This window comes from Rhizobacter sp. P2_H3, assembly GCF_056403355.1.
Window position 1 is genome coordinate 1 of the sequence record NZ_JBFUFQ010000030.1, and the last position, 26,409, is coordinate 26,409.

At 66.4% G+C, this 26,409-nt stretch carries 28 protein-coding genes; 18 read left to right on the top strand and 10 right to left on the bottom strand.

What is annotated here, in order from left to right; all coding sequences use genetic code 11:
- Positions 1-64 precede the first annotated feature (64 nt).
- The 5 genes from AC1D1T_RS08515 to AC1D1T_RS08535 all read left to right on the top strand — a co-directional run bounded on the left by AC1D1T_RS08515 (position 65) and on the right by AC1D1T_RS08535 (position 6,275).
- Entirely contained in the window at positions 65-1,159 is a 1,095-nt protein-coding gene (locus AC1D1T_RS08515; protein WP_465113640.1) for a TIGR03364 family FAD-dependent oxidoreductase, read from the top strand.
- Positions 1,156-1,884, top strand: a complete 729-nt coding sequence (gene phnF / locus AC1D1T_RS08520) for a phosphonate metabolism transcriptional regulator PhnF (RefSeq protein WP_465113641.1) — start codon at positions 1,156-1,158, stop codon at positions 1,882-1,884. Before AC1D1T_RS08515 ends, phnF begins: the two co-directional genes overlap by 4 nt.
- Before the next feature lie 130 nt (positions 1,885-2,014).
- Positions 2,015-2,938 (top strand): PEGA domain-containing protein, encoded by a 924-nt coding sequence (locus tag AC1D1T_RS08525; RefSeq protein WP_465113642.1) that lies wholly within the window; start codon positions 2,015-2,017, stop codon positions 2,936-2,938.
- A gap of 6 nt (positions 2,939-2,944) precedes the next feature.
- Positions 2,945-4,114: a serine/threonine-protein kinase gene (locus AC1D1T_RS08530; RefSeq protein ID WP_477825391.1), complete on the top strand. Its 1,170-nt coding sequence runs from the start codon at positions 2,945-2,947 to the stop codon at positions 4,112-4,114.
- Between the two features lie 37 nt (positions 4,115-4,151).
- On the top strand, positions 4,152-6,275 hold the full coding sequence (locus tag AC1D1T_RS08535; RefSeq protein ID WP_477991765.1) for a TonB-dependent receptor family protein: 2,124 nt from the start codon (positions 4,152-4,154) through the stop codon (positions 6,273-6,275).
- 33 nt (positions 6,276-6,308) lie between these two features.
- Here AC1D1T_RS08535 and AC1D1T_RS08540 read toward each other — a convergent pair whose 3' ends face one another.
- Positions 6,309-6,662: a hypothetical protein gene (locus tag AC1D1T_RS08540; protein WP_477825393.1), complete on the bottom strand. Its 354-nt coding sequence runs from the start codon at positions 6,660-6,662 to the stop codon at positions 6,309-6,311.
- A gap of 175 nt (positions 6,663-6,837) precedes the next feature.
- On the opposite strand from AC1D1T_RS08540, the gene AC1D1T_RS08545 reads away from it, so the two are divergent.
- A complete protein-coding gene (locus AC1D1T_RS08545; RefSeq protein WP_477825394.1) occupies positions 6,838-7,188 on the top strand; it encodes a hypothetical protein in 351 nt (116 codons plus the stop codon).
- Positions 7,189-7,258: 70 nt separating this feature from the next.
- On the opposite strand, the gene AC1D1T_RS08550 is transcribed toward AC1D1T_RS08545, so the two are convergent.
- Positions 7,259-7,579 carry a hypothetical protein gene (locus AC1D1T_RS08550; RefSeq protein ID WP_477825395.1) on the bottom strand — a complete coding sequence of 107 codons (321 nt, stop codon included), beginning with the start codon at positions 7,577-7,579 and terminating at the stop codon, positions 7,259-7,261.
- Positions 7,580-7,621: 42 nt separating this feature from the next.
- On the opposite strand from AC1D1T_RS08550, the gene AC1D1T_RS08555 reads away from it, so the two are divergent.
- The gene (locus AC1D1T_RS08555; RefSeq protein ID WP_477825396.1) at positions 7,622-7,765 is read left to right on the top strand and encodes a hypothetical protein; all 144 of its coding nucleotides are present in this window, start codon (positions 7,622-7,624) and stop codon (positions 7,763-7,765) included.
- 72 nt (positions 7,766-7,837) lie between these two features.
- Here AC1D1T_RS08555 and AC1D1T_RS08560 read toward each other — a convergent pair whose 3' ends face one another.
- The 5 genes from AC1D1T_RS08560 to AC1D1T_RS08580 form a co-directional block, all read right to left on the bottom strand.
- A complete protein-coding gene (locus tag AC1D1T_RS08560) occupies positions 7,838-8,125 on the bottom strand; it encodes a hypothetical protein (RefSeq protein WP_477825397.1) in 288 nt (95 codons plus the stop codon).
- Positions 8,126-11,863, bottom strand: a complete 3,738-nt coding sequence (locus tag AC1D1T_RS08565; RefSeq protein WP_477991766.1) for an RHS repeat-associated core domain-containing protein — start codon at positions 11,861-11,863, stop codon at positions 8,126-8,128. It abuts the gene before it with no gap.
- The gene (locus AC1D1T_RS08570) at positions 11,856-14,972 is read right to left on the bottom strand and encodes an FG-GAP-like repeat-containing protein (RefSeq protein ID WP_477991767.1); all 3,117 of its coding nucleotides are present in this window, start codon (positions 14,970-14,972) and stop codon (positions 11,856-11,858) included. The genes AC1D1T_RS08565 and AC1D1T_RS08570 overlap by 8 nt, the downstream gene beginning before the upstream one ends.
- A gap of 65 nt (positions 14,973-15,037) precedes the next feature.
- Positions 15,038-15,373, bottom strand: coding sequence for a hypothetical protein (locus tag AC1D1T_RS08575; RefSeq protein ID WP_477827312.1), 336 nt, complete (start codon positions 15,371-15,373; stop codon positions 15,038-15,040).
- A 64-nt stretch (positions 15,374-15,437) separates the two neighbouring features.
- Positions 15,438-15,866: a hypothetical protein gene (locus AC1D1T_RS08580; protein WP_477827311.1), complete on the bottom strand. Its 429-nt coding sequence runs from the start codon at positions 15,864-15,866 to the stop codon at positions 15,438-15,440.
- Positions 15,867-16,363: 497 nt separating this feature from the next.
- Here AC1D1T_RS08580 and AC1D1T_RS08585 point away from each other — a divergent pair, with 497 nt between their 5' ends.
- The gene (locus AC1D1T_RS08585) at positions 16,364-16,588 is read left to right on the top strand and encodes a hypothetical protein (RefSeq protein WP_477827310.1); all 225 of its coding nucleotides are present in this window, start codon (positions 16,364-16,366) and stop codon (positions 16,586-16,588) included.
- Between the two features lie 34 nt (positions 16,589-16,622).
- Here the strand turns inward: AC1D1T_RS08585 and cynS are convergent, their stop codons facing one another.
- Positions 16,623-17,066, bottom strand: a complete 444-nt coding sequence (cynS, locus tag AC1D1T_RS08590; RefSeq protein WP_047510140.1) for a cyanase — start codon at positions 17,064-17,066, stop codon at positions 16,623-16,625.
- Positions 17,067-17,128: 62 nt separating this feature from the next.
- Here cynS and AC1D1T_RS08595 point away from each other — a divergent pair, with 62 nt between their 5' ends.
- From AC1D1T_RS08595 to AC1D1T_RS08615, 5 genes are read left to right on the top strand one after another with little or no spacing between them, the layout of a single operon-like run.
- The gene (locus AC1D1T_RS08595) at positions 17,129-17,821 is read left to right on the top strand and encodes a phytanoyl-CoA dioxygenase family protein (RefSeq protein WP_477991768.1); all 693 of its coding nucleotides are present in this window, start codon (positions 17,129-17,131) and stop codon (positions 17,819-17,821) included.
- Complete coding sequence (locus tag AC1D1T_RS08600) at positions 17,818-18,456, top strand: pyridoxamine 5'-phosphate oxidase family protein (RefSeq protein WP_477991769.1); 639 nt, start codon at positions 17,818-17,820, stop codon at positions 18,454-18,456. Before AC1D1T_RS08595 ends, AC1D1T_RS08600 begins: the two co-directional genes overlap by 4 nt.
- 2 nt (positions 18,457-18,458) lie before the next feature.
- Positions 18,459-19,064 (top strand): GNAT family N-acetyltransferase, encoded by a 606-nt coding sequence (locus AC1D1T_RS08605; protein ID WP_477828158.1) that lies wholly within the window; start codon positions 18,459-18,461, stop codon positions 19,062-19,064.
- 55 nt (positions 19,065-19,119) lie between these two features.
- Positions 19,120-19,563 carry an SRPBCC family protein gene (locus tag AC1D1T_RS08610; RefSeq protein ID WP_477828159.1) on the top strand — a complete coding sequence of 148 codons (444 nt, stop codon included), beginning with the start codon at positions 19,120-19,122 and terminating at the stop codon, positions 19,561-19,563.
- A gap of 13 nt (positions 19,564-19,576) precedes the next feature.
- The gene (locus tag AC1D1T_RS08615; protein WP_477828160.1) at positions 19,577-19,948 is read left to right on the top strand and encodes a VOC family protein; all 372 of its coding nucleotides are present in this window, start codon (positions 19,577-19,579) and stop codon (positions 19,946-19,948) included.
- A 16-nt stretch (positions 19,949-19,964) separates the two neighbouring features.
- Here AC1D1T_RS08615 and AC1D1T_RS08620 read toward each other — a convergent pair whose 3' ends face one another.
- Together AC1D1T_RS08620 and AC1D1T_RS08625 are read right to left on the bottom strand one after the other, a co-directional pair.
- The gene (locus AC1D1T_RS08620) at positions 19,965-22,679 is read right to left on the bottom strand and encodes a CoA-binding protein (RefSeq protein WP_477991770.1); all 2,715 of its coding nucleotides are present in this window, start codon (positions 22,677-22,679) and stop codon (positions 19,965-19,967) included.
- A gap of 25 nt (positions 22,680-22,704) precedes the next feature.
- Positions 22,705-23,985 (bottom strand): ATP citrate lyase citrate-binding domain-containing protein, encoded by a 1,281-nt coding sequence (locus AC1D1T_RS08625; RefSeq protein ID WP_465113651.1) that lies wholly within the window; start codon positions 23,983-23,985, stop codon positions 22,705-22,707.
- Between the two features lie 152 nt (positions 23,986-24,137).
- On the opposite strand from AC1D1T_RS08625, the gene AC1D1T_RS08630 reads away from it, so the two are divergent.
- From AC1D1T_RS08630 to AC1D1T_RS08650, 5 genes are read left to right on the top strand one after another with little or no spacing between them, the layout of a single operon-like run.
- A complete protein-coding gene (locus AC1D1T_RS08630) occupies positions 24,138-24,518 on the top strand; it encodes a nuclear transport factor 2 family protein (protein ID WP_465113652.1) in 381 nt (126 codons plus the stop codon).
- Between the two features lie 6 nt (positions 24,519-24,524).
- Complete coding sequence (locus tag AC1D1T_RS08635; protein ID WP_477825501.1) at positions 24,525-24,983, top strand: GNAT family N-acetyltransferase; 459 nt, start codon at positions 24,525-24,527, stop codon at positions 24,981-24,983.
- 32 nt (positions 24,984-25,015) lie between these two features.
- Positions 25,016-25,552, top strand: a complete 537-nt coding sequence (gene yidD, locus AC1D1T_RS08640) for a membrane protein insertion efficiency factor YidD (RefSeq protein WP_477839277.1) — start codon at positions 25,016-25,018, stop codon at positions 25,550-25,552.
- Complete coding sequence (locus AC1D1T_RS08645; RefSeq protein WP_477825503.1) at positions 25,552-25,818, top strand: hypothetical protein; 267 nt, start codon at positions 25,552-25,554, stop codon at positions 25,816-25,818. Before yidD ends, AC1D1T_RS08645 begins: the two co-directional genes overlap by 1 nt.
- Positions 25,819-25,830: 12 nt before the next feature.
- A complete protein-coding gene (locus tag AC1D1T_RS08650; RefSeq protein WP_477825504.1) occupies positions 25,831-26,109 on the top strand; it encodes a DUF2277 domain-containing protein in 279 nt (92 codons plus the stop codon).
- Positions 26,110-26,409: the final 300 nt, after the last annotated feature.

The window sequence follows — 26,409 nt, forward strand, 5'->3', positions numbered from 1 at the left end:
GCGTCGCCGGGTTGCCCGCGGTGCTGGAGGCGATCGAGGCGCGACTCGCGCGCGGCGAGCGGCCGTGAGCAGCGGACGGCTCGCGATCGTCGGCGCGGGTGTCGTCGGCCTGGCGCACGCCTGGGCCGCCGCCCGGCGCGGCTGGCGGGTCAGCGTGTTCGAGCGTGATGCGCAGGCGGTCGGCGCCTCGGTGCGCAACTTCGGCCTCGGGCTGGTGCTCGGCCAGCCGGCGGGCGAGATGCTCGAGCTGGCACGGCGCAGCCGAAGGCTGTGGCTCGAATTGCTGCCAGCCCTCGGCACCTGGTACCAGGCCGAGGGCAGCCTGACGGTGGCCCGCAACGCGGCGGAATGGGCGCTGCTGCAGTCCTTTCATGCGCTGAAGGGCAGCGAATACACCACGCAATTGCGGACGGCCGCGCAGGTGGCGGATCGTTCGCTGAACGGCATCGGCGCGCTGTGGAGCCCGCAAGAGATCGCGTTCGAAGCCCGCGAGGTGATCCCCGCCTTCGCGCGCTGGCTCGCCGAACGGTACGGCGTCGAGTTCCATGTCGGGACACAGGTGCATGCCATCGAGCTGCCGCGGATCGAGACCTCGCGCGGGCGTTTCGCGACCGACCGCGCCATCGTCTGCAGCGGTTCGGACTTCCAGACCCTGTACCCCGCGGCCTTCGCACCGCTCGCGCTGCAGCGCTGTGCCTTGCAGATGCTGCGGCTCGCGAACCCGGGGCCGCGCTACGGGCAGGCGCTGCTGACCGGCCTGTCGTGCCTGCACTACCCGTCGTTCGCCGGCGTCGACGGGATCGACGCGCTGCGCCGCCGGGTGCAGCAGGACACGCCGGCGCTGCTCGAGCACGGCATCCACCTGATCGTGCAGCAGCTGGGCGAGCGCGGCGAGCTGGTGGTCGGCGACTCGCATCGCTACGGTGGCAGCGTCGTGCCTTTCCAGGATGAGCAGGTCGACGAGCTGCTGCTGGCGCTCGCCGGCGACCTGCTCGGGCAGCCGCTGCGCGTGCTGCAGCGCTGGCAGGGCGTGTACGCGAGCGGGCCGCGGCCGTTCGAGGTGCTGAGCCCGGCGCCGGGCGTGCAGGCGGTGGCGATCACCGCGGGCGTCGGCATGAGCATCGCGCCGGCGCTGGCCGAACGGGTGATCGCGGCATGAGCGGCGTGCTTCCGCTGACGCGCAGCGCGGGTGTGTCGATCTGGCTGCAGATCGAGAAGGCACTCGCCGACGACATCCTCGGCGGGCGCGTCACCGGCAGGCTGGCCAACGAGCTGGCGCTGGCCGATCGCTTCGGCGTCAACCGCCACACCGTGCGCCAGGCCGTGAAGGCGCTGGCCGAGCGCGGGCTGGTCGAGGTGCTGCACGGCCGCGGCACCTTCGTGCGCGAGGAGGCGATCGACTATGCGCTCGGCCGGCGCAGCCGCTTCGCGCACAGCCTCGCGAAGGCGCGGCGGGTCGGCGCCAGCCGGCTGACGCACGACGCCGAGCGGGTGCCCGAGCCCGAGGTGCTGGCGCTGCTGGAGCTGCCGGCCGGCAGCCGCGTCGTGCAGGTCGATTCGCTCGATGTCGTCGACGACAAGGTGGTCGGCGTCTGCACGCAGTATTTCCCGCTGCCGCGATTTGCCGGCATCGCGCAGGTCTACCGCGAACTCGGCAAGACGCACCTGGCGCTGGCGCGGCTGGGCGTCGACAGCTTCGAGCGGCGCCTCGGCCGGGTGACTGCGAAAACGCCGGAGCGGACGGTGGCACGCCAGTTGAAGCAGCCGCCGGCGACGCCGATCCTGGTCGTCGAGAGCGTCTACGTCGACGCCGCGGGCCGGCCGATCGAGTACGGCATCTCCCGGTTCAACAGCGCGATGGTGCAGGTGGTCGTCGAGCCGTGAGCAATCACCCGCTATCGGCGTGACGTATGGCACAACCGGTTGCATCCCGCCACCGGCGGGGGGGCGGTGGTAGGCTCAAATGCGTTTCCAATCGCGTCTCCCATTGCCCATCCGAACGCCTGCGCCCCCGATGCCTGAAGAAAACCGAGTCCCGACCGCGAGGCCTGCGAGCGTCGTGTTCGCCCGCATCCGGGAGTTCGGCAGCTCATCGGTGACCGAGCAGGCGACGCTGAAAGCCCGGCTGGAGTCGCGCGCCGCAGCGGCCCTGGACGCAGTTCCTGCCAGCGAGCGCGTCGTGCTCGACGCCCGCGACGGCATCGCGATCGTGATCACCGCCGATCCGCTGGTGGCGTTCGACGTCGCGCAGCGCCTGGCCCGCAAGAGCCGCAGCCGGCGCACCGTGGTCGGCTTGAACCACGGTGCCGTCAAGCTGGTGACCGACGCCCAGGGCGGGCCCGCGCTGATGGGCGACGGGCTGAGCACCGCGGCGGCCATCGCCACCTTCGCCAAGCCGGGCCGCATGCTGGCCACCCGCAGTTTCCGCGACGCGCTCGATGTCAACTCGCCGGGCGCGGCGCGCCGGCTCGAGCTGGCCGGCACCTCGATCGACGACCAGGTGCGCACGCACGAGCTGTTCGCGATCAACCCGCAGGCGAGCCTGCAGTACCAGCGCCGGCTGCTGCTGGGCGGCATCATCGGCAGCGCGCTGCTGATCGGCGGCGGCATCGCGGTGCGCTGGGGGCTGGACGAATGGCGCGAGGCGACCCAGGGCGCGGTGATCGTGTTCGACGTGAAGCCGCAGGCCGAGGTGTCGGTCGACGGCGAGCACAAGGGCAGCACGCCGCCGCTGACGCAGATCGAGCTCGCGAGCGGCCCGCACACGCTGGAACTGACCGCGGCCGGTTTCCCGCCGTACAGTACCGAGGTTCAGGTCGCGCCGGGCGAACGCATCACGATCCAGCACCGCTTCGTCGCGGCCCCGAAACCGGCCAAGCCGGTCAAGCAGGGCAAGTCGGGCTTCTGGCAGGACCTGCGCCGCCGGCTCGGAAACTGAGACGCCGTGAACTCTCCAGACACCATCATCCACACGCACGTCGACCCGCGCCTCCCGTCGCAACTGGGCCGCTACCGCATCCAGTCGGAGCTCGGCCGCGGCGCGATGGGCGTGGTGTACCGCGCGCATGACGAGCAGCTGGGCCGCCCGGTCGCACTGAAGACGCTGTACATGGGCGAGGATGCCGCCGCCGAGCACGCGGTGCGCTTCCAGCAGGAGGCGCGCGCCGCCGGCGGGCTGAACCACCCGAACCTGGTGACGGTGTACGACGTCGGCCGCGACGGCGACTGGGCCTACCTCGCGATGGAGCTGCTCGAGGGCGTGGAGCTGCGCGACCGGCTGGCGAGCAGCCGGGTCTCGCTCGCGATGGCGGTCGACATCGTGCGCCAGGTGGCGCTGGGCGCCGGCGTCGCGCATGCGCAGGGCGTGGTGCACCGCGACATCAAGCCGGCCAACATCATGCTGGTGCACGGCCGGCACGCGAAGCTGATGGATTTCGGCATCGCGCGCATCCCGACGTCTGACGTGATCACGCAGACCGGCACCATCCTCGGCTCGCCGAAGTACATGTCGCCGGAGCAGATCGCCGGCAACGACATCGACCACCGGGCCGACATCTTCTCGCTGGGCGTCGTGCTGCACGAGATGCTGACCGGCACGACGCCGTTCAACGGCGCCGACGTGAACCAGCTGATGTACGCGATCGGCCATGCCGAGCCGGCGATCCCGAGCCGGCTGAACCCGGACGTGCCGGTGGTGCTCGACCTGATCGTCGCGAAGACGCTGGCCAAGCAGCCGGCCGACCGCTACCAGAGCGCCGAGGCGCTGGCGGCCGACCTGCTGGCCTGCCGCAGCAGCCTGTCGGACCCGAGCGCCGACGAGGCCGCCGACGGCGAAACGCCGCCCGGCGCCGGCGTCTCGATGACCTCGTTCACGCCGCTGGCGCAGAGCTTCGCGACGACGCAGTCGATGACGCGCGCGTCGTTCGCGCCGGACATGGCGCTGCTGTCGGTGTCGCGGCGTTTCGATTCGGAGGCCGCCCTGGTGCGGCTGCGCGACGGCGACCTGCTCGCCACGCCGCCCCCGCCGCGCCAGCGCTGGCGGCGCGGGCCGTGGCTGCTGGCGGCGACGCTGGCGGCCGCGTTGTTCACCAGCGTGGCGATCGTRATCGGCTAGCGCCGGTGACGGCATGTCGATGGCCCGGCGAGCGCGCATGAATCGACGAACCGCTTTCTCGGCGCTGGCGCTGTGCGCGCTGGCCCCCGCCGCCCCGGCCCAGCAGGTGCTGCCCACCGTCACCGTGACGGCCACCCGCACCGAGACACCGCGCTTCGACGTGCCGGCCTCGATCGACGTGATCGATGGCGACACGCTGCGCGACGGCCGGCTGCAGGTCAATCTTTCTGACGGCCTCGCCGGCGTGCCCGGCCTGCAAGCGCGCGACCGGCAGAACTACGCGCAGGACGTGCAGATCTCGGTGCGCGGCTTCGGCGCGCGATCCACCTTCGGGATCCGCGGCGTGCGGCTCTACGTCGACGGCATCCCGGCCACGCTGCCCGACGGGCAGGGCCAGATCACCAACGTCGACCTGAACTCGGTCGAGCGCATCGAGGTGCTGCGCGGGCCGTTCTCGGCGCTGTACGGCAATTCGTCGGGCGGCGTGCTGCAGGTGTTCACCGAAGAGGGTGTCGGCCGGCCAGCGTTGAGCTTCGGCGTAGCAGGCGGCAGCGACGGCGCGATGCGCACCAGCAGCAAGCTCTCGGGGGCCGAAGGCCGGCTGAGCTACCTGCTGAGCGCGAGCCATTTCGAGACCGACGGCTACCGCGACCACGGCGCCGCGCGGCGCGACATCGGCAACGCGAAGCTGGTGTGGCGCGCGGACGAGGACACGCGATGGAGCGTGGTGCTGAACAGCGTTGCGCTGCCGTTCGCGCAGGATCCGCTCGGGCTGACGCGGGCCGCGTTCGATGCGAATCCGCGCAGCGCCGATCCGGTCGCGACCGATTTCGACACGCGCAAGACCGTCTCGCAGACGCAGGCCGGCATCGTGCTCGACCGGCGGGTGTCGGCCGACCACGCGCTGCGGGTGATGGTGTACGGCGGGCACCGGCGCACCGAGCAGTTCCAGGCCATTCCGGTGGCGACGCAGGCGAACAACGCGCTGCACCCCGGCGGCGTGATCGACCTGCGGCGCGACTACAGCGGCACCGACTGGCGCTGGACGACGAAGACCGCCGTCGCAGACCGGCCATTGACGCTGATCGGCGGCTTGGCCTACGACCGGCTGCGCGAGTTGCGCCAGGGGTATCTCGATTACACCGGCGATGCGGCAACGCCCCAACGCGGCCAGCGCGGGGCGATGCGGCGCGACGAGACCAACTTCGTCAGCAACATCGACCCCTACCTGCAGGCCTCGTGGCAGCCGGCGGCCGACTGGACGCTGAACGCCGGTGTGCGGCACAGCCGCGTGCGCTTCGAATCGCACGACAACTACATCGTGGGTGCCAACCCCGACGACAGCGGCCGCGCCGACCACCGCGCGACGCTGCCGGTGCTGGGCGTGCTGTGGGCCGCGAGCCGCTCGGTGCACCTGTATGCGACGGCCGGCAAGGGCTTCGAGACGCCGACGCTGAACGAACTGAGCTACCGGCCGAATGGCGCGACGGGATTGAACTTCGCGCTGCAGCCTGCGACGAGCCGCAGCCTGGAACTCGGCGTGAAGAGCCGGCTGGACGGCATCGGCGAGTTCAACGCGGCGGTGTTCCAGACTCGCACGTCGGACGAGATCGTCACGCTGACCAACACCGGTGGGCGATCGACCTTCCAGAACGCGGGCAGCACGCGGCGCAGCGGGCTGGAACTCAGCGCCGTCGCGGCGCTGCCCGAGCCATGGAAGGCGCAGGCGGCGGCCACCTGGCTCGATGCGCGCTACCGCGACGCGTTCATGACTTGCGCCGCCACGCCGTGTGCCGCACCAAACGTCGAGATCGCGTCGGGGCAGCGCATTCCAGGCATCGCGCGCAGCAGCTTGCAGGCGAGCCTGGCGTGGGCGCCGCCGCAGGGCTGGCGCGCGGGGGTCGACGTGCGGGCATTGAGCAAGGTGTTCGTCAATGACATGAACTCGGATGCGGCTGGCGGGCAGGCCACCGTCGGTGCGAGCGTCGGGCATGTGCTGCCCATCGGCGCCTGGCAGTTCAGCAGCTTCGTGCGGGTCGACAACGTGTTCGATCGCACCTATGCGGGGTCGGTGATCGTCAATGAGGGCAATGCCCGCTATTTCGAGCCGGCGCCGGAGCGCAATTGGGTAGGTGGCATCACCGGCCGCTACGCCTTCTGAGCATGGGCGGTCTTTGAGGCGCCCGGCGGTCGCTCAGTTCGGCCCCTGGATGAAGTAGACACCCGGAACGTTTTCCCATTGCGGCAGAGAGCCGCAAGTGAATCCGTTCTCGTTGTAGAAAACCGTCATGCTCCGGTTCGACAGCTTGGCTGCCAGCAACGTCGCATAGACCGTCTTACATGCGGCCGGCAGCATGAAGAAGGAGCCCTGGGCTCCGATCGAGCAGATCTTGTGGATCGGTGTTGCGTCTTTCAGCGCCACCACCACCGCCCCGCCTTGGTCGACGCCCAGGTAGTCGACCAATCCGGTGCATGCGTAGTTGGCCCAACTGGCCTGCGTGGCCAGCGACAGAGCGACGGCCATTGCCGTCCGGAATCCATGCTTCATCACATCCTCCTTTGAATTGAAAAACTGGCAGCCATCACAGTTCACAGGCCGGAGCGCGGAACCGGGTGATGCCCAGTGAGGGTGGCGTATCGCGCATGACTGCGGAGAAAATCCGCAGGCTGTGCGGTGCTGTTCGCCGTCCCAGCCACATACCCATTCCTCTTCGAAAGCACACATGAAACGTACCTGTCTGAAGACCTTCCGCGCGGCACGAGTTGCTTTGGCCGCCAGTGCCGCGTTGGCAACCTTCGGCGCACAAGCGCAGGTCCAGGCTGCCTACGTGACCGGCACCGTCGTCGACACGACCAGCACGCCCGCCGGTTACCTGATCAGGCTGGACGCCGGGCGCCCGACCAACTGCAACGGTGCGCCTTTCGGTTGGATGCTGATCAAGAGCGAGAACAAGGCAATGATGGCGACGGCGATGATGATGTTCGCGCTGGGCAAGAAGACCGCGACCGTCTACACGACGGGCATCGGGACGAGCGGGCATTGCGAGGTGGATCAGTACGATCCGGTGGAGTGAGCTGAGGTCGACGCGCCCCCAGAAAGCGCTCCGCGGGCTTCCCGACGCCCGCTCCTCACCCCTGTTTCCGTCACCTCGACAGCCAGATGCCTTTGATGTCTTGTTGACTCGTGCAACCCGCTCCGTCGGAATACCTGACAAGAACCGATTTCTGCGTCGTGATGGCCGTCATGATGACGGCGAAGACTGGTTTGAAGTCGGGGCTTGACTGCGCGATGGTGCCAACGCCACCTTCCTGGTAATTGACCCACAGGATGGAGTCGCCCACATAGAATTTCACCGGCGTCAGGGTGCATTCTATGTATGCATAGGCGTTCAGCGGTGCGATCTGCATGACCAGTCCTGCGATCAAGCAGGATAGAAATGTGATCGGTGATTTGATGGGGATCATTGAAATTCCTTTCATTGAGGGATGGGACAGTCCGCTCTCGGGATGCTCATCAAGAGCGAGAACAAGGCGGCGGTGGCGACGGCGATGATGATGTTCGCGCTAGGCAAGAACATCGCAGCCGTCTACACGATGGGCATCGGGTCGAGCGGGCAGTGCGAGGTGGATCAGTGCGATCCGGTGAAGTGAAATTGGCAGTTGGGCTGATCACTGGGGACGCCACCGTGATCGACCACCCGACGACCGACCCGCCCTTCAGCACTAGTCGCCGGGATGAATTCCCGTAGAGCGAAGGTCTTGCACAATCGCAACCAAGCCATCCTCCATGCTATCCGTGTCTCTCCGCAAAACAACATCTGCGGGATAGGGCAGATTCAGCGTAAACGTGTACTTGCGGGTTGGCCGCTCCCCATCGACCTTAAAGATGAAGTAGCCCCGCTTCGTTTCACAAATTCGCTCAATGAGGGGAAGCAAATCAGTCCAAGCTTGCGCCATCGACAAATCGACACCCCATTCGGCCGCAAATTCTTTGAAGTCAATTGTATTCATTTAGAAGCCCTGCAGCGCCTTAGAAATTGCTCGAACATCTTTCAACTCACCAGTCGCAACGCGATCTACCACATTCCAGATCAGCGCCTGTGGCGGTCCATTCACGCCATTCCGGGAGATCAGCGACTCAACTGCAGCAACAGCCGTTCTCTTATTCCCATTCTCAAACAGATGTCCGCCCGCGATATCACGAATCACGGAGGCCATCTTGTTATAGAAACCATCATATCTGGACGCATTCGCCAGAACGTTGTCGACTTCCCGGTAGGCAACACCATTTCCGAAAGTTCGATTGAGTGCCGAGATTTCCTCTGCCGACATGCCAATTTTAAAACCACCCAGCCCCTTTGCAGCAGTAGCCAACTCCTTGACCACAACCGCTTCAGTACGAGCTTCCCCACCGATGCCAAGCGTCAATAGACCAATCGTCGCCTCTGCCCTCTTATAACCATTGAAATTCTCATAATAACCCGTCAACGGATTCAGGTTGTCCGTAGTGAACAGTGCAAGCGGCGCGACCATGTGCCCTGCAATCCGGCCAACGAAATTGTCCACGAAGAAATTCGGAGAGGAGCTGATGGTAGCCCGGTCGCCTCCCGCTGAATTGATCCCGCCGGCAGCCAAACTGATGTTGCTCTGCTCAGAATATCCGCCCATAAAGGCCATCGATGAATCGGCCGAAGGAATCCCGCAGGAATAGCACCCGACGTTCCCGCCGAAGACCGAGTAGGTCGCCCCATAGCTGGCGACCGGGAGGCCGAGGTTGTAGTTGCCTCCTGACTGCCCCCAACTGAACGACCAGGATCCATTCGAATAGCTGGCCCCTGAACTCCCATAGGTGCTCTCCGCACCCCACGGATCAAAACCCGACGGATCCGTCATTCCGAGCGGATTGTTCAACACATAGCTGTAGCGGTTGTAGCTACCTGTCGCGTCTGGATAGGTGATCTGCGGATCCGCACTCATGAAGCGAGCCAGCGCGGGGTCATACACGCGGCCGTTCATGTTGATCAGCCCCACCTCGTCCATGTGCTCATGGCCGGTGAAGCCACGATCCGTATTGATCGGGATGAGTTGCCCGTTGGTGTCGGTCACACCATTGCTGTTGCGCCGCTTTCCGAACGGCTCGAAGGCCAGGTGCTCGACCGCGCTCGTCGAATCGCTGATGGCCACCACGGAGCCCAGGTGATCCCTGTGCCAGTACTGCGTCGTGGTGTTGGCGACGCTCGTGCACGGGTTCGATGTGCAGACGATCAGCGCGAAGGCAGGACCACCCGCGCTGATGTAATGCTTCATCTTCGTACCTGAAGCGCCGGTTTCTTCTTCGTAGAACAAACCTGCCCCGGCGCTCGGATTGATATACACAGTGCTCCGCTGCGGCACTCCACTGCGCGAATACCGTTCCACCGTCCGCTCGTGCTCGGCGTCGTAGAGGAAGCTCACCTCCGCCCCAGCGGAACTCACGCTCCGCACCATGTTGAATGCGGTCCATGCCACCGTGCGGCCGGCGCCGGATTCGAGATTGCCGTTCACGTCATAGGCGTAGCGCGGCGCTGCTACTCCATTGACGGACCCGCTCACACCCGCCACCGCGTGGGGGCGCTGGCTTCCCTGCCCGCTCGTGTTGTAGAGATAGGTGTTCGTCACACCGGCCTCTGTGCGAGTGGTGATGTTGCCGATGGCGTCGTAGCCCCAGCCCATCACTTGCGGAGTGCTCAAGGCGCCGCCGGAGCGCGTTTCACTCGTCAGCCGGTTCAACTCGTCGTGAACATAGGTCAACGTGATGCCGGCGCTGACATCCAGCCGGCTGTTGATGTTCCGATTCAGGTCGTAGCCATACACCAAGTTGCTGACCGTGCCGCTCGACCCTGCTTGGCTGGTCTTCAGGAGCCCATCCGGAAAGTAGGTGTTCGTGGTGACCAAGTCGTTGCCGTACTTGAACTCGAGCGGCGCACCGTTCGGGTTCTGGCGCTGCAGCGTCCACAGGGCGAGGTTGTTGCGTGCATCGACGACCTGCCGCAGATAGCCGCGCGCGGTATAGACATTGTTGATCTGAAGGCCGGTCGGATACGTCCGCGAGCTCACGCGTCCGGTGATCGCGTCATAGCCCGTGCTCGTGGTGAAGACCTTGTCATTGGCAAAGGTCGTGACAGTGCTCGGGCGACCGAGGTCATCGTAGTAATGCCGGCGCGCATAGCCGTTGCCGGCCGTGGCCTCACAAAGCCGTCCGATCCCCGTCTTGCAAGGGGGAGAACCATCGGCGTACGTCCTGCTGTCGAAGTACCAGTTGCTCTTCAGGTCCGGCTCGCTGCGTGCGGTCTGGCGGCCGAGCTTGTCGTAGGCCATGGTCACCCACCCCGCCACATCGGATGCGGTGGTACCCACATCGGAAATGGCTGGGCAGGCGATCGGCACCGCACCACCTCGCAGCTTCTGATCCTGCTGTGCCTTCTGCTGGCCGAGTGCGTCATAGCAATAGGCCACGACGCCGAGGTCCGGGTCGTACAGCGCAGTCTTGCGCCCGCGCGAGTCGTACGAGATCGAAACGACGTTGAAGGCAGCGTCGGTGGTTCGCACCAGATTGCCCAGCGGATCGTATTCGCGAGTCAGCCTGCCCTTTTTGTCGGTGATGCTCTCGAGCTGCCCGGCCGCATTCTTGACGTAGACGAGCGGATTTCCCTTGGCATCGCTCACCGTGGTGGTCAAGCCGTTGTACGAGGTGTCGATCGAAGCCGGGCCACCCGCTGCGTTCAACTCGAACTGTCGAGTCACGCGGCCCAGCACATCTCGCGTGTAGCTGACGGACGACGCGCCGGGCAGGACTTTCGCGATGACTTCGTCATCGAGCTCATAGATGAGGTCTGCCTGCACCGGTTCGCTGCTGCTCGATCCGTCGAAGCCTTCCGTCTCGGATCGGATCTCTCGCCCTAATGCGTCGTAGTAGGTGCGCGTGTAGGCTCCGTTGACCGTGCCGTCAGATCTGAGCGGCGTAGCCTGAACGTAGAACACCGGCTTCACCACGCTCGGCCCCACGGAGAAGGAACCCGAGTGGAAACTTGCTCGCACGGTGCTGCACAAACCGGTAGCAGCACCGGCCGGCACAGAGACATCCTGCTTCCACGCAATGTCATCGTTGTACGTGCAGTAGACGTACTCCCACTTGATTCGTGTCTTGTCGGCGTGAATCTCCAGCGTCTTGCGACCCAGATCGTCATAGGTCCACTGGGTCGTCGAAAGACTCGGATCACTCTGCGTCGCCCCGTTCGGATCGCGAAGGCTGGTGGCCGTGCCAAATCGACCGTCGTAGGTTCTCTTCTCCTCGTGACCCAGCGGGTTCACTGTGGTCTCAAGAAAGCGCTTGTCCGTCGACCATGCGTTCGTGACGTCCCTCGGCGAGAACTTCGCCATCCCGGTCGGCGCAGCCGCCTCGCCAACCGCCCCGCTGACCGTTGCGGCGGCACCGGCACAGTTCCGTGTCGTGACGACGGTTGGTCGACCATACTCATCCGGCAGCTTGTATTCGGTCACCACGCACAAGTCCGAAATCTCCGGCTCGACGATGGTCTTCGTCAGCCGACCTGTCGCGGGGTCGTAGTCGAATGAAGTCGTCGTCCTGATTGTCGTGGCTGACCAGGCTGGCACAGCGGCGAGCACAAGCATGCCCGAGACACACGACAAGACCGCCCGAGTGGCCACGCGCTTCCAGCGATTGAGAGGTACTGTCAGCATGTCAGTCATCGCTCAGGAGCAATTGAAGAATGGTCATGATGGTTGCCGTCGTCTGTGCCGGCAGCTGAGGGGCGGGCGCCGGCGGCAATCCTCCCGAACCAGGAACTACTGGGGTGGCCACTGTAGGCCCGCCGCGGTCGGTCACTCGCTTGGTCAATCGCCCGATGAACCAGTTGGCCGGGTCGTTGTAATACGTGCTCGCCACCACGGTTGAGTAGTCGGTGGGCGAACCGTCCGAATTCAGGATCTGCGTCGTCTCTTGGCGCAGATTGCCGTAGTGATCAGGGTCTGCGTTGAGGATCCGGGTGCGGGGCAACAGCGCGCCATTCAGATCCTTGGATTGCGCATTGATCTCCGACGGATACACGAAGTAGCGCTTGTCCTGGGCAATGAAGCAGTTCGCGTCGATCGACAGCCTGCATCCGTAAGGACTGGATGCGGCCGTGTCGGGCAAGCCGGCGACCATCGCTGAATACGAGTTTGTGGTGGTACTCAGGTTGTCCCACGATCCACCGCTGCCCGTGCTCCGACTCTCCACCAAGCCGATGTACGGGAAATCCTGTCGGAATGTCGTGCGTGTGCGCAAGCCGGTGATCGAATCGGCTGTCTGCTGCCAACGAAATCCGACGAACCCTCGGCCGTTGCGCTCGACCCGTGCCGAGCCATAGGAGAAGGAGGTGACTCGGTTCAAGCGGCTGATCGTTGAACTACTGCTCACCCAGCTCACTGCCTGCTTCCGAACCTCCGTCACGACAGGAATGGCAGATGCGATCGTCCAGACGGRACTGTCGCTGGCGACATCTTTTGCATAGCTCTGCCGAATCAGCATGATCGGCAAAGCATCGATTTCCCAGGAGAGGATGCTTCCCGCGCCATTGGAGACCCCGATCATGAGGTTCGATGGAGGGCGGCCAAGCAGCCATGCCGATTTCACGGTCTGACCGTCGACGCGGACGAATCCGGCCGCACCGCTCGCCGTGAAGTCACCGGCGTACATGTCCGTGCATGCGGACGAACAGGGGTCCCCATTGACGGGAGAGGAACTGACGGCAAACGAGCCATCACCATTCGAACGCCACACGGTGTACGCCCCGACACCCGCAAGGTTGGAAGGCGTGTGTATCAGATCAGCCAAGCCATCACCGTCCGTGTCAACGACCTGCCATGTGCCGTCGACCAACGGTCGGTCTGGTGTCGAAGGCAGCGCTTTCCATTCGAAATTTCCATCACCCTTCGACAGCAGGGTGATCGATTGATTGCGGCCCGCCTCACTGATGAGCTGCCCGTTTCGGTGGTCCCTGAATGTCACCTGCAGGACCAGATCGGTCAGCCCATCCTGATTGACATCGATTGGCACCCAGGTATAGACGCGACTGATACTGCCGTCGGCCACGCCCCAGGACCCGGTCGGCCCGAGAACCTGGACCTTTGAAATGTCAAAGGTTCCATCGCCTTTTGACTTGCGAACGATGAGCCAGACGCTGAAGTTGTCTCGATCCAGATAGAGCTGGGCCATGTCAGCCAGGCCATCACCATTAACATCCAATACTTGCCATTTGCTGCGAAACAACGCGGCGGCGAGCGGGCCCTCCTCGATCCAAAGCGCCGTTCCACCGGTGCCCAGAAACCTGGAGATGGTGAAGCTTCCATCACCGTTCGATTTCCAGACTCGCATGTCCTCGGTCTCTTGCCAGATCGTGTTTTGAACAGCACCGACCAGATGCACGAGGTCTGCCAGCCCGTCGCCGTTGACATCCAGAATCAACCACCCTCCATGAGAGAGGTCATCGTCCTTGCTGGCACTCGAGAAGGGAGTGATGGCAAACGTCCCATCGCCATTGGACTTCCACACCTGCACTAGTCCGGAGGTCGCCGTGATATGCACGAGATCGGCCAATCCGTCGCCATTGACGTCCAGCACTTGCCACGAGCCGGTTGAAAGACTGGTGTCTCCGGACGCAGTCAACTCGCGAATGCTGAAGGTGCCATCACCGTTCGACTTCCAGATGCGGTAGACGCCGCTGATCTCCGTCAAATGAACGAGATCGGTGATGCCATCACCATCGACATCAAGCGTGACCCATTTGCCACCAGAGACTGAGCTCTCCGCCTGGGACACCGCCGTGATCATCGATCCGGGGAAGGGGTAGAGCCCTTTTCCCGCACTGCCGAGCTTGAAGCTCGTGACCGGAGCGCATGGCCCGGCCTTCCCGCAGAGCGTCAAGGACTGCATTGTCGATCGTTGATCCGCTTGCGAGGAATACGACGGGGTGTAAGTCGAAACGACGTTGCCGTTGGTCTTGGTGACGATTCCGGAGAGGCGAACGGACGTCAGGAACTGCTGACCGCCTTGGTAGGCGTTCAATTTTTCGGCTATGGAGCGAACGGCATAGTTGAATTCAACGTTGTTGGCCGCCGCCAGACCGGTCTTGGGGTTGCTGGTGTATTCAATCCGCAGCGGATAGGTGTTGAATTCGGTCGTGCTACCGGCGATCACCGACGGCAGGCCATAGACGATGCTTTGGGTGTTCCCCATCACGTCGGACACCTTGTTCAGCGCCCAGACGCGAATGCCTGCCGCGTTGGCTGCAAAGACCCGGCTGTCGCTACTGCCTCCGAATTCCATCGTCAGGCCATCCTTCGTCTTCACGACGAAAGATTGCGGGCCTGAAGCCGCCGCCCCCATTGCGGTGACCTTCAGGAATGCATCGATTTCAGTCCTGTACTCTGACCCCGCAGCGCCATAGGTGCCCGAGACCACCATCAGTCGCTTGCCATCGAGGCAGAAGCGGTCGTCGGAGGTGTAAAGAATGCCACCCTTGACACCGTCCTGAGGCGTCGTGCGCGGACAGCGGGTGATGGCAGGCAGCCCATCCAAGGTCCACCCGACGCCCAGCAAGCCGTTGCCTGCGCGGCTGCTGTAGCTCATGGAAAGCTTGGGCTCGATGCCCGCGATGCCGGGGGGCACCTGAATGGGAACGGTGTAGGTCGCCGCACCGAGCGGCGACACATCAAACTGACCGGGAATTCCCATCTGGACGGCGGCGAAGCATGGTGAGGCAACCGCAGCCGCGAGTGCCACGAAGACCGGGAGAACTCTTTGGACAAACTTTTTCATGGCACCTTCTACGTGAGCGTCACGCGGGGACTTGCTGGAAAACAAGTCAATGTTGATTCCGTCAATCAGGCCGAATAGATGAACTTCACCAGGCATCCGGCATTGCTGCCGAACATGCGCACCGTCGAGCCGCTGAGCTTGGACGCCAGCAGCAGCGCGTAGATGGCCTTGTTGTTCGCTTGTGCCGTGGCCTGGTCGGCATCGATGCCGTTCCACTTCAACCACGTGCCCGCACCGCAGGCCCCGGCGTTGGTGTCGACGGTGAACAGCACCGCCGTGGGCATGTAGGTCGCCTCGATGGCCGTGATATGCACGTTCGAGATCTGCCAGTCATAGGCCGTCTGCGTGGAGGCCGGCACGGCCATGGCGCAAGTCGCGAGGAACGCAAGCAGTTTCTTCATGAAATTCCAATCGGGGGTGATGTCGCCGACATAGACCCGCACCGGCGCATTGAGAAGTTCTGCGTCACCGCGGCAGCGTCACGGCGACCAGGCTGCAACGCCCCGGGAATGCAGTGACCGCCGGGTTGTCGGTGATGTACAGCGTGACGGGCTTCTGCGCCAGCAGCGCCATCGACAGCAGGCCGAACATGCGCTTGTCCGCATCGACACTCTTCAGCGTGGTGATGTAGTTCGGATCGCACGACATCCCGGTCGGGACCGAGAAACCGCCCACAACCTGAATCTCGAGATTCCCGGCCTGGTGACCAATGGCGTTGGCCTGGATCACCGCCACGAATTGAAGGTTGCCGGTGATGCTCCCTTCGGCAGCACAAGCATTCGAACCCACGCACCAGACTCCGGCAAGAAGCAACGCGCGAACGACGCATCCTCCGAGAGCACATGCCAGTCGGCACATCATTTCGCGCCCGCCAATGAAATACATCGTCTTCAACGCACATTCCTCGTTCAACGGACGCACGAGCGCTCCCCGCTTGCACAAGCGATGGACATCCCGGGCGATCCCTCCAGCACAAAGGCGCTCGTGGGCGCCTGTCGATTCATTGCGCGGTCAAGATGTGACCGCTGTCACCAACGTTAACCGAAGCCGGCTTGCTCCCGCAAGCTCGACCGCAATAAAAGATGTCGCCATCCTTCGATTTGTGGATGTCATCACTGTGCGTCTGGGGCGGCTCGATGCCCGCGATGCCGTGCCAACAGAAGCCATCGTGCGCGCGGCTATGCTCTCCGCCTTTGGTCAATCCATCGGGAGGAGTTTTCGTGTCTCTGAATCTTGGCTCGCATCTCAATTCCGCCCTGCGGTCAGCCACCAGCATCGCCTCTGCGCTGGTGCTCGCAGCAGCCATCATCCCCGCCGGTGCGCATGCAGACGCTGGATCGACCGGTTTCCGGCACATCGTCGACATCGGATGCGAAGGCGTGAATTGCTTCATGACCTTGGACGGGGCGCCCTTCCCCGGGCCGAGTGGCACCACCTGCGCGGCGCCGACGCTCGAGTTTCGCTGGGACGCCAGCACGCCCGGCGGCAAGCTGGCCTACGGATCATTCCTCGCGGCTTACGCGTCGGGCAAGGTGGTCTCGGTCTACTACTCGACTTGCTTCGTGCAGTGGAACGGCGTCTACCCGACCATCGGGTACTTCCACGTCACCGGATGAGCCACGCTCAGGCGGGCTCCAATACCTGCCTGGCTCAATACGTCTTGTACGGCAGGAACTTCCCGCTCATCACGATGCTGACCCGATCGCCCGCCGGGTTCGGCTCGCGCTGCAGATCCATCCTGAAATCGATCGCGCTCATGATCCCGTCGCCGAACTCTTCATGGATCAATTCCTTGAAAGTCGTGCCGTACACGCTGACCAACTCGTAGAAGCGATAGATCAGCGGATCGGTCGGCACCGAGGTCGGCAGCGAGCCCTTGTAGGGCACCACGCACAGCCACTTCTGCTCGGCATCGCTCAACCCGAAGATCTCGCCGAGCACGCCGGCCTGCTGCGGCGTCAACGTCATCTGGCCGAGGCAGGCGGCCGTCGTCCACTCCTTGCTCAGGCCGACCTTCGCGGCCACGTCGGACCACTTCAATCCCTTGGCGACCTTGGTCGCGATGATCTTCTCGGTGACATCGAGGCGGCTCATGGCAATGCTCCTGTGGACGGTGCAGGCCACGTAGCAACGATCGTGCTAGCCTGCCGCGCACCATGTCGATGCTGCTCACATCCCAGGCCTTCGAGGAAACCGGCAGCGCGCTCGTCCCCGCCGTCCTGGCGCCGGACGAATGCGACCGCGTCGCGGACCTCGTCCAGGCCCTGGGCGCCGCCGGCGCCGGCACGCGCAGCCTGCTCGCTCAGCCCTGGTGCGCGGCCCTCGCCCGCCGGCTGCGGCAGCACCCGGTGCTGTCCGGATGGATGCCGGCCGGCGGCGTCGCCGTGCAGTGCACCTTCTTCGAGAAATCCGCGGCCATCAACTGGCTGGTGCCGGTCCACCAGGACCTCGGCATCCCGGTGGCCGAGCGCGTCGACCACCCGGCCCTGCGCGCCTGGTCCGAGAAGGAAGGCGCGCTGTTCGTCCAGCCGCCCGCCGACTTCCTCGCGCAACTGATCGCCGTGCGCCTGCACCTCGATCCCTGCACCGCGCAGGACGGGCCGCTGCGCGTGATCCCCGGCACCCATCGCCGCGGACACATCGCCGACGAAGAGGCCATCGCGCTGCGCAGCCGGGGTCTCGAAGCCACCCTCTGCGCGGCGAAGGGCGACGCGCTCGTGATGCGCCCGTTGCTGCTGCACGCGTCGTCGAAGGCCACCGGCACCGGCCGCCGCCGGGTGCTGCACTTCCTGTTCGCACCCGCCGATCCGCCGCACGGCCTGCGATGGCAACATGCGGTTCAACCATGACCGATCCGACCACCACCCCCGCTCCCTTCACCGTCAGCGACCTCGCCACCCTCGAAGCCCTGTTCGGCACCGTCGGCGAGGCCTCGATCCGCAAGGAGGCACCCTCGCTGCACCCGGTGTACCGCCGCTGGCTGGAAGCCGCCCCGTTCGCGGTGCTCGCCACCAGCGGCCCGGGCGGGCTCGACGCCTCGCCGCGCGGCGACCCGGCGCCGCTCGTCACCGTGCAGGACGAGCACACGCTGCTGCTGCCCGAGCGGCGCGGCAACAACCGCATCGACAGCCTGCGCAACATCCTCGCCGACCCGCGCGTCGCGCTGCTGTTCATGATCCCCGGCGTCGGCGAGACATTGCGCATCAACGGCCGCGCCCGCATCAGCGTCGACCCGGCGCTGCTGCAGCGGCTCGCGATGGACGGCACGCCGCCGAAGTGCGTGATCGTCGTGCACATCGAGACCGTGCTGTTCCAGTGCGCCCGCGCACTGCAGCGCTCGAAACTGTGGACGCCGCCCGCAGCAGACGTGCGCAGCACCGTGCCGTCGGCCGGCGCGATGCTGGCCGCGCTCACCGATGCGGCGATCGACGGCGAGGCCTACGACCGCGACCTGCCCGAGCGGCAGCGCACGACCTTGTATTGACGATGTCCGCCCCGATCCCCTCCCAGACGCCCCCTTTGAACGCCGCGGTCGAGTTGCACACCGAGCGGCTGCGACTGCGCCCTGTGCATGACGGCGACGCGCCCGCGCTTCTGGCGATCTTCAGCGACCCCGAGACGATGCGCTACTGGAGCGCGCCGCCGTGGACCTCGATCGACCAGGCGCACGCGATGATCGAGCGCGACCGCTCCGCGATGGCCGCCGGCGAGCACCTGCGCCTCGCCATCGAACGGCGCGACGATGGCGCGCTGATCGGCCTGTGCACGCTGTTCCACCTGAATGCCGCCTGCCGCCGCGCCGAGGTCGGCTACGTGCTCGCCCGCCCGGCCTGGGGCCGCGGCCACATGAACGAGGCCTTGCGAGCGCTGCTGCACCACGGCTTCACCGCGATGAACCTGAACCGCGTCGAGGCCGACATCGACCCGCGCAACCGCGGCTCGGCGGCCAGCCTCGAGCGGCTCGGCTTCACCCGCGAAGGCTACCTGCGCGAGCGCTGGATCGTCGGCGACGAGGTGTCGGACAGCTGGCTCTACGGGTTGCTGCGGCGCGAGTGGGAAGCGATGAAGATGTCCGGAAGCGGCGACCGCTGACGCGCCGCCGCACCTACGCTGCAGCCATTCGCCGCACGGCACACCGGAGCACACGATGGCCTCGATCCACCAGCACATCTCGATCAACGTCCCGGCCCGCGAGCTGTGGGATGCAGTGCGCGACATCGGCGCGCTGCACACCCGGCTGGTGCCCGGCTTCGTCACCGACTGCCGGCTGGAGGACGGGGGCAGCGCCCGCGTCGTGACCTTCGCCAACGGCGTGGTGGCCCGCGAGTTGATCGTCACCCTCGACGACGGCGCGCGCCGGCTGGTGTGGAGCGCGGCCGGAGGCCGGCTGATGCACCACAATGCCTCGGCCCAGGTGTTCGAGGACGGCGCCGAGCGCTGCCGCCTCGTGTGGATCGCCGACCTGCTGCCCGACACGATGGCCCCGGCGATCGCCGCGATGATCGGGCAGGGCCTGCAGGCGATGAAGAAGGCGCTGGAATCCGCCGCGGCCCCGGGCCACAATGCGCCCCTGCACGAACCGCCCGCCTGAAAGGAAGACCTCGATGACCTTCGACCACATCGGCTTCAACGTCAGCAACTTCACCGCGATGCGCAGCTTCCTCGTCACTGCGCTGGAGCCGCTGGGCATCGGCATCACGAAGGAGGCCGAGGGCTGGGCCATGATCGGCCGCGAGGGCCAAGGCCAGTTCTGGTTCGGCTCGTTCGGCAACGCACCGGGGCCGATCCACATCGCCTTCGCGGCGCAAGACCGCGAGCAGGTGCGCCGCTTCCACGCCGCCGCGCTGGCCGCGGGCGCGAAGGACAACGGCGCCCCCGGCCTGCGGCCGCACTACCACCCGAACTACTACGGCGCGTACGTGATCGGCCCGGACGGGCACAACTTCGAGGCTGTCTGCCACAGCCCGCAGGCGTAGCCGCGACACTGCCAGCTCAGGCCACGAACCGGCAGCTCGACGCCGGCGTGCGCGTGTCCATGTTGCGGCCGCGGTTCAGGTGGTCGTCGATCTCGGCGGCACAGCCCAGCATGCGCGGGATCAGGAAGATCGTGAACGCCGCCGTCTCCAGGTCGCGCTCGGCCAGTTCGCCGCGCCGCAGCCGCTTCCACAGCATCTTCAGCAGCAACGATGCGATCACCGCATCGATGTTGACGCAGTAGACGTTGCGCGACACGCCGGCGTCGAGCAGCGCCTGCACCAGTGCGCGGTAGTAGGCGTGGAACACGTTGTGCTCGCCGCGCTGCTCGAGCAGCTGCGCGATGAAGACCTCGCGCGGGTCGTGGTTGACCGGCTTGTCCTTGAAGACCGGGTGGTTCACGCCCGGCAGTTTCGCGATGTCGGTGCTGCCGATGCTGCGGCGCTCGGCCTTGTAGCTCGCATAGCGCTGCGCGGTGCGCCACGCGAGCGCCGCCAGGTCGATGCCGTGCTCCGGATCGGCCGGGTCGGCCAGCCGGGTGTCGCGGAACTGCTCGTTCAGGAACGCGATGCCCTCGTAGCCGTTGCCGCCATGCGTGTAGCCGGTGTGCGTCAGGAAGCCCATCAGCGCCTTGTTCAGCTGCACGCGCTGAGCGGCCTCGGGGCCATCGGCCGACACTGCGCCCTTCGCGCCCTGCGCCGAGATCGCCCCCGGACCGTTCGTCAGCAGCAAGCCGAACAGCGTCTGGCAGACGAACAGGTCTTCATCGACCGGCGGCAGCCCGATCAACGCGGCGAACGCGATCTCGGTCAGCGAACAGCGGCCCAGCAACTGCGCGTCGTCGAAGCTGCAGAACTGCCCGGCCTGGTGGCGCGTGTCCGGTGCCGAAGCACCGATCAGCGTGCCGAACAAGGCCATCCACCACGGCAGGCTCTCGGCCGTGAGGCGCGACACGCGCTTGGCCATCAGCGGCGTCCAGGCGAGCGTGGTCGTGATGGCGGCGAGCACGGCATCGGCCGTCGGATGGCCCGGCAGCGCACGCAGCCAGCGCAGCAGCGCGGACTTTGCGCCGCGCGCATCGAGCGCGGCCAGCAGCGCCTGCGCGCGCGCATCCGGCGTGCCGCTGACCAGCCCTTCACAGCCGAGGATGTCGACCTTGCCGAGGTCGAACCGCTCGTCCAGCGCGTCCTTCAGCCCGGCCGCGGCGAAGCGGTCGATCAGCAGCCGGGCCGCCTCGCGCGCGCCCTGCTGGCCGCGCGGCCCGACGATCGCCACGGCGGCCGCCAGCACCGCGTTCGGCGCGTTGCCGGCCTCGCGTGCCGCCTGGGCTGCCGCCAGCATCGGCGTGCCGTGCAGGTTGACGTGCGCGGCGATCGCCGTCGCGACGAGCCGCCGGTCGTTCTCGTCGCYGGCCTCGTGCAGCAGCGCCAGCTTGACGAGCGATTCGAACGGCAGCGTCGCCGCCTGCAGCATCGAGACGCCGTGCAGGCTGCTGAGCTGCGTCTGCGCATCCATCTGCGAGGCGCCGGATGCATCCTTCATCGGTTGCCGCGGCACGATGCCGCCCACCTGCCGGTTCACCTGCTCGACCTGCGCGGCATACGGCGCGGCCGGCGCCACCACCTGCAGCGCGAGCGCCGGCGGCAGCGCCAGCCCGGCGTCGGACGCGAACCAGGGCTTCAGCACCAGGCTGCCCTCGGGCTCGAAGTCGGGCAGCGTCGCGTTGGCCCGCATCACCGCCAGCAGCGCGGCCGGGATGTGCGCGATGTTGGTGACCAGCGCGCCGCGCGCCGAGAAGCGCGGTTCCTCGGGCGTGAAGATGCCGTCGACGCCGAACTTGTCGAGGAACCAGCGCTCCTTCGCCAGCGCATCGTCCTCGCAACCGGCCATCGCGCCGGCATGGCCCACCGCGCGCGTCAGCCGGCGTTTCCAGCGGCCGACCACGCAGGCCACCACCGGTTTCGTGAAGTGGGCGTCGAGCTCGTAGGTGCCGCCCGGCTCGCAGTACAGCACCGCGGCCTTGCTGCGCGCGTCGTTGGCGAGTGCGAACGCGAACTCGGGCGCGGCGTAGTGGATGTAGACGTCCTTGCCGCTGGAGACCACCGTGGTCGTGCCCCAGCCGCTCATGCGCAGGTATTGCGCGATGGTGGTCGAGAAGCCGCCGGAGTTCGAGAAGATCGCGATCGAGCCCGGCCGCAGCGTGTCGCCCGGCGCATCGCCGCCGAGCGCGCCACCGATGCGCACCCGGTTCCAGGCGTCGGCCACGCCCAGCCCGTTGGCGCCGAAGATGTCGACGCCGGCCTGCTGGCCCATCGCGCGGATCTCGCGCGCATCGTGCACCGGGATCTTCTCGGTGACGATGAAGATTTTCTTCAGCTGCGGGTTCACGCGGATCAGCTCGGCCACGCCGTCGCGCGCGGCCGCCGGCGGCAGGTAGACCACGCCGCAGTTGAAGCGGTGCCCGGCCTGCAGGCCGTCGCGCACGTTGTTGTAGACCGGGATGTCGCCCGACGCGGTGGTGAGCACCTGCCCGCCCTTGCCCGGCGCGGTGCCGAACACGACGTTGCCGCCCGACCAGGCATGGCCGATCGGCGTCACCTCGCTCGATTCGGCACCGAGGATGTTGAGCACGCAGACGCGGTCGTCGCGCGTCGCGATCTGCGCCAGCGAGCTGGTGCCCACGAAGTACCTGAAATCGCCGACGCCTTGTTTCTGCAAGGGATTCATCTGCATGGTGTTGCTCTCCTGGTGAGGGGTCTCATGCCGACTCCGGCAGGCCCAGCCCGGCCGCGAGCTGCGCGCGCCCGCCGGACTTCATCCACGCATCGGCCTGCTTCGCGTACGAGATCACCTGGCTGATGTCCGAATCGAAGCCGAACATCCGGTACGGCAGCCCGAGCTGGTCGCAGGTGTCGCGCAGCACCGCCATGCCGCGCACCAGGTTCGGCCCGCCGCGCCCGAGCACGACGTACAGCGGCGTGGCGCCGTGCAGGCCGACGTGCTCGCGCAGCGCGTCGGCGATCGCGCGCAGCGTCTCGTGGATGTCGGTGTTGTTCGACTTGCCGCCGATGATGAACAGCACGTTGGCCTGCTTCAGCCAGTGCCGGAAGCAGATGCGCGCGACCTCTTTCATCTTCTCGTACGGCGGGTTGCCGCCGAAGTCGGAGGAGATGATGGCCGCGTCGCCGAGCATCTCGGTCACCAGCGAATTCGCGCCGCCGCCGAAGGTGGGCGCGAGGATGGTGCCGCCGTCGTTGACGACGTAGACATCGCTCTGCCCCTGGTGCGTGCGCAGCTGGTTGATCTCCTGCTCGAAATCGGAGTGATCAGCGGTGAACAGGTGCGCCGGCAGGCCGAGCCGCGCCCAGCGCGGATCGTCGCGGTCGAAGCCGCACTTGAAGTCGCAGGCCACCGGCACCAGCCGGCCCTTCGCGTCCTCGCGCAGGCGGATCGGGTTCAGCTCGAGCGTCGTCATGCCGAAGTCGTGGAACAGGTCCCACAGCTTGGGCAACTGCTGCACCAGCGGCGAGATGATCTCGCGCGGCGCGCCGATCTCGCTGAGCGCGTTCGCGACGACGAAGGCCTTCAGGCCGGTCAGTGGATCGAACGGGACGACGGCGATCTCGCGGCGCTCGACCTCCTCGATGTCGACGCCGCCGCGGTGCGTCAGCGTCATCGTCGGTGCCCGGAAACGCGTCGAATCGGTGATCGAGAAATAGACCTCGTGCCGCGCCGGCACGCCGGCCTCGAAGGTGACGCCGTTGGCCTTGGCGCGCTGCCCGCCCACCGCGTGCTCGGCGAAGTACAGCCGCTCCTTCTCGGCCAGCGCCGCGCGCAGGTCGCTCGCCCGCCCCAGCAGCCCGGCCTTGCCCTTCTGGCCGATGCCGCCCTTGAACATCGGTTTCACGAACACCTGCCCATGGCGATCGATCAGCGACTTGATCTCTTCCTCGCTCGCGCCGGGCCCGAGCACCTCGGTGGCGGGGAAACCGACGAACTGCAACAGGCGCGCTCCGTGGAACATGCCGGTGATCTGCATGGGGTGTCTCCTTGTCGCTGTCGTTGCCAGGCGGTGCCGCAACGTGGCCGCGATGGTGCGCAGCCGGCCTGTCGAACCGCTGTCATCCGACGTTCATTCGGGCTATTCGACGCACAATGTCGCCCTTCCCCGACCCGCTCTGGAGAACGACGATGCCGATGCCCGAGACGCTGGAGAGCTTCATCGCGATGGTCGAGCGCAACGCGCACGCCGAGGCCTGCGAGGCGTTCTACACCGAGCGTTCGACGATGCAGGAGAACCAGTCGCCGCCACGCATCGGCCGCGACGCGCACGTGGCGGGTGAGCACAAGGTGATGGCGCGTGCGCGGTCGGTGCGCTCGCAGTGCGTGCGGCCGGTGCTGGTGAACGGCGACCACGTCGTGATCCGCTGGATCTTCGATTTCGAATGGCTCGACGGCAGCACGACCCACATGGAAGAGCTCGCCTGGCAGCGCTGGGAGGGCGAGCGCATCGCCGAAGAAACCTTCTTCTATGATCCGGCGCAGCGCGTACCGCGCCCCGCGCCGCGCTGAGAAGCCGTGAACGATTCCGGAGCACCTCGATTGGCACTGACCTGGACCACCACCTGGCACGGCATCGGCTGGGATGAACTCGAGGCGCTGTACCGCGCCGCGCCGCTGGGCACGAAGACGGCCGCCCTGTTGCAGACCGTGTTCACGAACAGCCGCTTCTGCTGCTTCGCGCGCGAAGCCGGCGGCCGGCTGGTCGCCGCCGGGCGGGTGCTGTCCGATGGGGCCGACTGCGCCTATGTGTGCGATGTCGCGGTGCACCCGGACCAGCAGGGGCGCGGCGTGGGGGCCGAGGTGATGTCGCGGCTGCTCGCGATGTGTGCCGGGCACCGCAAGATCATCCTCTACGCCGTCCCCGGCAAGGAAGCCTTCTACCGCAAGTTCGGTTTCAGGCCGATGCGCACCGCGATGGCCGTCTTCGACGACGAGGCGACCGCCTTCAGCAAGGGATTCATCGATGTCGAGTGAGGGCTGGGACGGCTTCTCGCTGGCGATCGCCGGTGCCTGAGCCGATGCACCCGGAGCGCTGGCCGGCGCAGGCGGCCCTCGCGATGATCGGCCTGTACCAGCGCTTCGTCTCGCCGCACAAGGGCTTTCGCTGTGCGCATGCGGTGCAGACCGGCCGGCGCGGCTGCTCGGCGCTGGGCGCCCGCGCGATCCGCCGCCACGGGCTGTGGAACGGCCTGGGCGTGCTGGGCTGCCGGCTCGATGCCTGTGCGCTGAGCCACGAGGCCTTGCAGGCGGCACGCCATCGGCCGCGGCCGCATCCGCAATCGGGCCTGTGCGACTTCGATTGCGGCGGGGCCGATTGCAACCCGTTCGACTCCTGCGACGTGGCGGAGTGCGCCTGCGATGCGCTGGACTGCGCCGACTGCGTCGATCGCAAGAAGCGCTGCAGCCGCAACTCGTCGGCCGATGCCGCGCGCGAGCGCGTCGCCGCGCGGCAGAATCGGCACAAGAATCGACGAGAGGACCGGCAGCCGTCCGCGGCGCCTGCCCCGCCCACGCCACCCGCTGGCCCACCCAAGGAGCCCTGATGCGCACCGTCCTGTTCCTGACCGCCGGCCTGCTGCTGCTCGGCTCGATGCTGGTGCTGGCCCGCCTGTTCGTGGCCCACTACCCGGCCGCGGTGACCTGGGCCGGCGCCGGCTTCCTGGTGCTGTGGCTGCTGATCTGCGCCGTCAACATGTGGGTCGGCGTCGCGCGCGCGGGCTACTCGGTTGCCGAGGAGCTGCCGATCCTGCTGCTCAATTTCGCCGTGCCGGCCGCGATCGGCGTGCTGCTGGCCTGGAAGCTTCGCTAGGAAGTCATCGCGATGTGCCGCAACATCAAGACCCTGTTCAACTTCGAGCCGCCGGCCACCGAGCTGGAGATCCGCGACGCCTCGCTGCAGTTCGTGCGCAAGCTCAGCGGCTTCACCGTGCCGTCCAAGGCCAACGAAGCGGCGTTCGAGCGCGCGGTGGCCGAGGTCGCCGCGTCGGCGCGCGCACTGATCGATTCGATGGTGACGAACGCCGAGCCGCGCGACCGCGAGGTCGAAGCCGCAAAGGCCCGCGCACGATCCGCCGAACGCTTCGGCAGCCGAGCCTCGTAACCCGATCAACCCCCACTTGTTCGCTTGTCATCTCTCAACAGGCAGGGCGGTGGCAGAAGGCGCGGGTGGGGAGTCTGGGGAGCGCCAATAAGGGAGTGGCGCCGGAGCTGGCTGGTTTCATGGCCCGCGTGCGCAGCACGCTTCGTGAACTGACTGTCGCCCACTGTTTGACCACAGCGAGCGAAGCGAGCGGAGGGAGTTTGGGCGACGGGCCATGAAACCAGTCAGCGCAGGGTAGTCAGCGCCCCGCCAGGGGCGATGACCGCCGCGACCGGCGCGCCCCACACTCCCCACCCGCGC

Coding starts and splice junctions, on each gene's coding strand:
- AC1D1T_RS08565 (WP_477991766.1), bottom strand. CDS start 11,863: ATGACTGACATGCTGACAGTACCTCTCAATCGCTGGAAGCGCGTGGCC.
- AC1D1T_RS08625 (WP_465113651.1), bottom strand. CDS start 23,985: ATGCAGATCACCGGCATGTTCCACGGAGCGCGCCTGTTGCAGTTCGTC.
- AC1D1T_RS08560 (WP_477825397.1), bottom strand. CDS start 8,125: ATGAATACAATTGACTTCAAAGAATTTGCGGCCGAATGGGGTGTCGAT.
- AC1D1T_RS08600 (WP_477991769.1), top strand. CDS start 17,818: ATGACCGATCCGACCACCACCCCCGCTCCCTTCACCGTCAGCGACCTC.
- AC1D1T_RS08575 (WP_477827312.1), bottom strand. CDS start 15,373: ATGAAGAAACTGCTTGCGTTCCTCGCGACTTGCGCCATGGCCGTGCCG.
- cynS (WP_047510140.1), bottom strand. CDS start 17,066: ATGAGCCGCCTCGATGTCACCGAGAAGATCATCGCGACCAAGGTCGCC.
- AC1D1T_RS08550 (WP_477825395.1), bottom strand. CDS start 7,579: ATGATCCCCATCAAATCACCGATCACATTTCTATCCTGCTTGATCGCA.
- AC1D1T_RS08585 (WP_477827310.1), top strand. CDS start 16,364: ATGACCTTGGACGGGGCGCCCTTCCCCGGGCCGAGTGGCACCACCTGC.
- AC1D1T_RS08545 (WP_477825394.1), top strand. CDS start 6,838: ATGAAACGTACCTGTCTGAAGACCTTCCGCGCGGCACGAGTTGCTTTG.
- AC1D1T_RS08605 (WP_477828158.1), top strand. CDS start 18,459: ATGTCCGCCCCGATCCCCTCCCAGACGCCCCCTTTGAACGCCGCGGTC.
- AC1D1T_RS08525 (WP_465113642.1), top strand. CDS start 2,015: ATGCCTGAAGAAAACCGAGTCCCGACCGCGAGGCCTGCGAGCGTCGTG.
- AC1D1T_RS08630 (WP_465113652.1), top strand. CDS start 24,138: ATGCCGATGCCCGAGACGCTGGAGAGCTTCATCGCGATGGTCGAGCGC.
- AC1D1T_RS08540 (WP_477825393.1), bottom strand. CDS start 6,662: ATGAAGCATGGATTCCGGACGGCAATGGCCGTCGCTCTGTCGCTGGCC.
- AC1D1T_RS08555 (WP_477825396.1), top strand. CDS start 7,622: ATGCTCATCAAGAGCGAGAACAAGGCGGCGGTGGCGACGGCGATGATG.
- AC1D1T_RS08535 (WP_477991765.1), top strand. CDS start 4,152: ATGAATCGACGAACCGCTTTCTCGGCGCTGGCGCTGTGCGCGCTGGCC.
- AC1D1T_RS08615 (WP_477828160.1), top strand. CDS start 19,577: ATGACCTTCGACCACATCGGCTTCAACGTCAGCAACTTCACCGCGATG.
- phnF (WP_465113641.1), top strand. CDS start 1,156: ATGAGCGGCGTGCTTCCGCTGACGCGCAGCGCGGGTGTGTCGATCTGG.
- AC1D1T_RS08645 (WP_477825503.1), top strand. CDS start 25,552: ATGCGCACCGTCCTGTTCCTGACCGCCGGCCTGCTGCTGCTCGGCTCG.
- AC1D1T_RS08610 (WP_477828159.1), top strand. CDS start 19,120: ATGGCCTCGATCCACCAGCACATCTCGATCAACGTCCCGGCCCGCGAG.
- AC1D1T_RS08595 (WP_477991768.1), top strand. CDS start 17,129: ATGTCGATGCTGCTCACATCCCAGGCCTTCGAGGAAACCGGCAGCGCG.
- AC1D1T_RS08650 (WP_477825504.1), top strand. CDS start 25,831: ATGTGCCGCAACATCAAGACCCTGTTCAACTTCGAGCCGCCGGCCACC.